At 45.1% G+C, this 3,968-nt stretch carries 4 protein-coding genes and 4 tRNA genes; 1 reads left to right on the top strand and 7 read right to left on the bottom strand.

Features of this window, described 5'->3' with window-relative positions; translation table 11 throughout:
• From L976_RS22650 to L976_RS01865, 5 genes are all read right to left on the bottom strand, one after another.
• A partial coding sequence (locus tag L976_RS22650) for a GTP-binding protein (RefSeq protein WP_047540065.1) occupies nt 1-117 on the bottom strand: 117 nt, incomplete at its 3' end.
• Nucleotides 118-233: 116 nt separating this feature from the next.
• Nucleotides 234-309: transfer RNA gene (locus L976_RS01880), tRNA-Thr, on the bottom strand.
• 9 nt (nt 310-318) lie between these two features.
• Nucleotides 319-392 (bottom strand) — tRNA-Gly (locus L976_RS01875).
• Nucleotides 393-427: 35 nt separating this feature from the next.
• A tRNA-Tyr gene (locus L976_RS01870) sits at nt 428-512 on the bottom strand.
• Nucleotides 513-519: 7 nt separating this feature from the next.
• A tRNA-Thr gene (locus L976_RS01865) sits at nt 520-595 on the bottom strand.
• Nucleotides 596-829: 234 nt separating this feature from the next.
• On the opposite strand from L976_RS01865, the gene coaA reads away from it, so the two are divergent.
• The gene (coaA, locus tag L976_RS01860) at nt 830-1,780 is read left to right on the top strand and encodes a type I pantothenate kinase (protein ID WP_037417855.1); all 951 of its coding nucleotides are present in this window, start codon (nt 830-832) and stop codon (nt 1,778-1,780) included.
• Nucleotides 1,781-1,782: 2 nt separating this feature from the next.
• Here coaA and birA read toward each other — a convergent pair whose 3' ends face one another.
• Both birA and murB read right to left on the bottom strand, forming a co-directional pair.
• Nucleotides 1,783-2,742: a bifunctional biotin--[acetyl-CoA-carboxylase] ligase/biotin operon repressor BirA gene (birA, locus tag L976_RS01855; protein WP_047533645.1), complete on the bottom strand. Its 960-nt coding sequence runs from the start codon at nt 2,740-2,742 to the stop codon at nt 1,783-1,785.
• Nucleotides 2,735-3,760, bottom strand: coding sequence for a UDP-N-acetylmuramate dehydrogenase (murB, locus tag L976_RS01850; RefSeq protein ID WP_047540064.1), 1,026 nt, complete (start codon nt 3,758-3,760; stop codon nt 2,735-2,737). The genes birA and murB overlap by 8 nt, the downstream gene beginning before the upstream one ends.
• Between the last annotated feature and the right edge of the window lie 208 nt (nt 3,761-3,968).

Here is a 3,968-nt window from a genome sequence, read left to right as displayed (position 1 = left end):
GGTCTTAGCCAGTACGTGAGAGATAGCTGCAGTCAGAGTGGTTTTACCATGGTCAACGTGACCGATGGTGCCCACGTTAACATGGGGCTTAGAACGTTCAAATTTAGCTTTAGCCATGGTATTGCCTCAATCCAAGAGTCTTGGTGATGAAAACATACATATAGAAAAAATCCGATGCATATAAATGACATCGAACCGATTAATTTAGGTATAGGAGCTTAATTCAGAAAGGCTGGTGCTGATAGGCAGATTCGAACTGCCGACCTCACCCTTACCAAGGGTGTGCTCTACCAACTGAGCCATATCAGCAACTAAATTTGGAGCGGGCAGCGGGAATCGAACCCGCGTTATCAGCTTGGAAGGCTGGAGTAATACCATTATACGATGCCCGCGCAACCTAACTAAGGCTACCTAACTACCTAGAAAATGGTGGAGGGAGAAGGATTCGAACCTTCGAAGGCGGAGCCGTCAGATTTACAGTCTGATCCCTTTGGCCACTCGGGAACCCCTCCAGTAAAATGGTGCCGGCACCAAGAGTCGAACTCGGGACCTACTGATTACAAGTCAGTTGCTCTACCAACTGAGCTATGCCGGCAAATCATTTCGGAACGGGATATTAGGTAAATGTGTGCCCAAGTGCAAGCGAAAATCGACGATTTGTTTAAAAAAAGCAATCAAATGATGCTTTTTTACCCTCAAACTGATGTTGGCAAGCATTTATCCAGTAAATAAGGCTAGAAGAGCTAGAAACCGAGCTTCATGAATTGATTTTATATTGTCGATACTTAAGTCATGGTGTACTGTGCGATTCCTAAGCCGAGGAAAGCCAATGACGTCAAAAAATCCAATTCAAAAAGCACTCTATCTTGCCTTTGAGCGCGCACAGTGGTCTGTTTTGAGGGACGCAGTGCCAATGACGCTGAGTGAACAAGACTTGGAGAATCTTCGGGGTATCAATGAAAAGGTTTCGCTCTCCGAAGTCACTGATATTTATTTGCCTCTGAGCAGGTTGCTTAACTTAATTGTAAAAGCCAAACAACAACGTGGTTTAGTCCTTGATGAGTTTCTCGGGCAAAAGCCCTCAAGCAGCCCTTATATCATCAGCATTGCCGGTAGTGTTGCCGTGGGTAAAAGTACCACTGCGCGTATTTTACAGGCGTTACTAAGCCAGTGGCCCGAGCATCCTAAAGTCGATTTAGTTACGACCGATGGTTTTCTATATCCTCTGGCAGATTTGAAGCGTAAAGGGCTATTGCAACGCAAAGGCTTTCCTGAAAGTTACGATATGAAGATGTTGGTCGAATTTATTTCGGCGGTAAAATCCGGGCAAGCCCATGTAAATGCGCCTATCTATTCCCACGTGACTTACGATCGTATTCGCGGCCAGCATCAAACCGTTTCGCAGCCCGATATTTTGATCCTCGAAGGACTGAATGTTTTACAAACTGGTTTAGATTCGCCAGTCGATATACGTAGGCCCTTTGTCTCCGACTTTGTCGATTTTTCGATTTATGTCGATGCCGAAGAGCATTTATTGAAGCAATGGTATCAAGAGCGCTTTTTGCAATTTCGCAAAGGGGCATTTAGTGATGAAAAGTCCTATTTCCATCACTATGCTAGCCTGACGGATGATGAAGCCTATACTATAGCGGCGAAAATATGGGACACAATCAACGGTCCCAATTTGCAGCTCAATATTCAGCCCACAAGGGAACGAGCGCATCTGATCCTACAAAAAGGACAGGATCATTTGATGTCACACGTTTTACTGCGTAAATAATCTTATCTTGCTCTTAAACTGATTTCTCCGCCGATATAGGCTTGTATGCCATCGGCGGCTTCTAACAATACTGCACCTTGTTCATCGATACCACGACAGATGCCGTCAACGTGATTCTCACCCATGAGTAAACGAATTTCTTTACCATGGAATAGATCTGCCTGTTGCCAGCGCGTTTTAAAGGCTGCCAGCCCTTCACGCTCAAACAACTGTATGTCTCTCTTCAACTGTTTGTGTAGTGCAATCACGAGGTCCGTTTTATTTGGCATATCCGTCAAGCTAGACAAGTCGCTCCAAGGCTGGTCAATTCCCTTACCTTGGTCTTCCGACATAGCCATGTTAACACCAATACCAATGATTAATTGGCACTCGCTATCCGCCTGTCCGGACATTTCAATTAAAATCCCAGCAAGCTTTTTATAATTAAGATAAATATCGTTTGGCCATTTCACGCCGATATTATCAACACCAAAGGATTTCAGTACCTCAACTAAACTACAAGCCACCACTAGGCTTAAACCCATGGCCTGCGCCATCCCTTGGGGGAATGACCAAAACTGAGAGAAATACAAATGATGTCCATAGGGAGACACCCAAATACGTCCTCTACGTCCTCGTCCCGCTGACTGGTACTCAGCCACACATACATCGCCACTTTTAAGCTCACTGGTATGACTTAACATAAAGCCGTTAGTGCTCGGGATTTCATCAAAGTAAAAGCATCGATTATCGATCGACTGAATTAAACGAGCCGAGTCGATAAGGGAGATAGGATTAGCTAACTTGTAACCGCGGCCTTTGACACTGTAGATCGCCACACCATAGTCTTCCAAAGCATCGACATGCTTGCTCACCGCCGCACGAGAAATACCCAGTTGTGTCGCCAACTCTTCACCCGAGACAAAATGTTCGCTCGACAGTAATCCCAGTATTTCGCGTTTTCTCACCCAGTTATCAGACATCGAGACTCGTCTCCCCAGTTAATCCCATAATTCTTGGCTCGGCTTCGAGCTTAACACCAAAAACCTCATTCACTCGCGCAATCACATGCAATGCTAATCGACAAATATCTTGGCCAGTTGCATGGCCTAAATTGACTAATACTAAGGCTTGCTTCGCATGCACTCCCGCGTTTCCTAGGGCAAAGCCCTTAAGACCCGCATGCTCAATTAGCCACCCCGCAGCCAGTTTAACCTCACCATTGGGTTGAGCATAACCGACGATACTCGGGAAACGCGCAGCAAGCTGCATATAAGTCGCCGCGCTTACGATTGGATTCTTAAAGAAGCTACCTGCATTACCGAGTTCTTTTGGGTTGGGTAGCTTTTCGCTCCTCACCTCACAGACTCGCTCAAAAATCTCCCTTGGGGTCACTGTCTCAGCGGTAAATGATTGCAACGGGCCATAGGCCAATTTTGGTTGCCAAGCTTTAGGGAGGCACAAACCAACAGCGGTAATCACAGCTTTGTCGCGTAAGCTGCCTTTAAATATCGACTCGCGATATGAAAACTCACATTCATCGACCGTAAGCCTTAGTAAGTCGCCAGACTCGACATCAAGATATTCAACCCAATCACAAACATCACAAAACTCAACACCATAAGCACCGATATTTTGAATCGGAGCTGCGCCAACAGTGCCCGGGATCAGGGCTAAATTCTCGAGTCCAGGCATATTCTGCTCTAAGCTAAATTGGACCAATTCATGCCAGTTTTCACCCGCCTCAACATCAAGATAAAAGTGAGAGTCATCTTCGGAACAGGAAATACCTTTAGACAATACTCGCACTACAGTGCCATTAAAATCATCGGTAAATACGATATTGCTGCCACCACCAAGTACAAGGATTGGTCGCTTTGATTGATATAAAGATAAGCAAGTCGTTTGCAGTTCCATCTTGGAATGGACTTCAATCAATGATGAACAGGATTGCTCTACGCCAAAAGTATTAAACGGTTTTAGCGAGTATGGAAAAGACATGATGATGTTCTGCCGCGATAAAAGCGACATTGTAAACGCTTCACCCTAGAATTGCAGCAAACTGAGATTGATCGATAAAACAGATACGTCATGACTCAAGCTTTTGAGCTTTTGAGCTGTTGAGCTGTTGAGCTGTTGAGCTGTTGAGCTGTTGAGCAAGAGTTAAAGATGAGCACAAACAAGTTGAGGAAGCCTTGAATAAAATATC

Source organism: Shewanella sp. ZOR0012 (assembly GCF_000798835.1).
GTDB classification, from domain to species: domain Bacteria; phylum Pseudomonadota; class Gammaproteobacteria; order Enterobacterales; family Shewanellaceae; genus Shewanella; species Shewanella xiamenensis.
The sequence above is the reverse complement of the archived record's forward strand: the minus strand, read 5'-3'. Positions and strand labels throughout refer to the sequence as shown.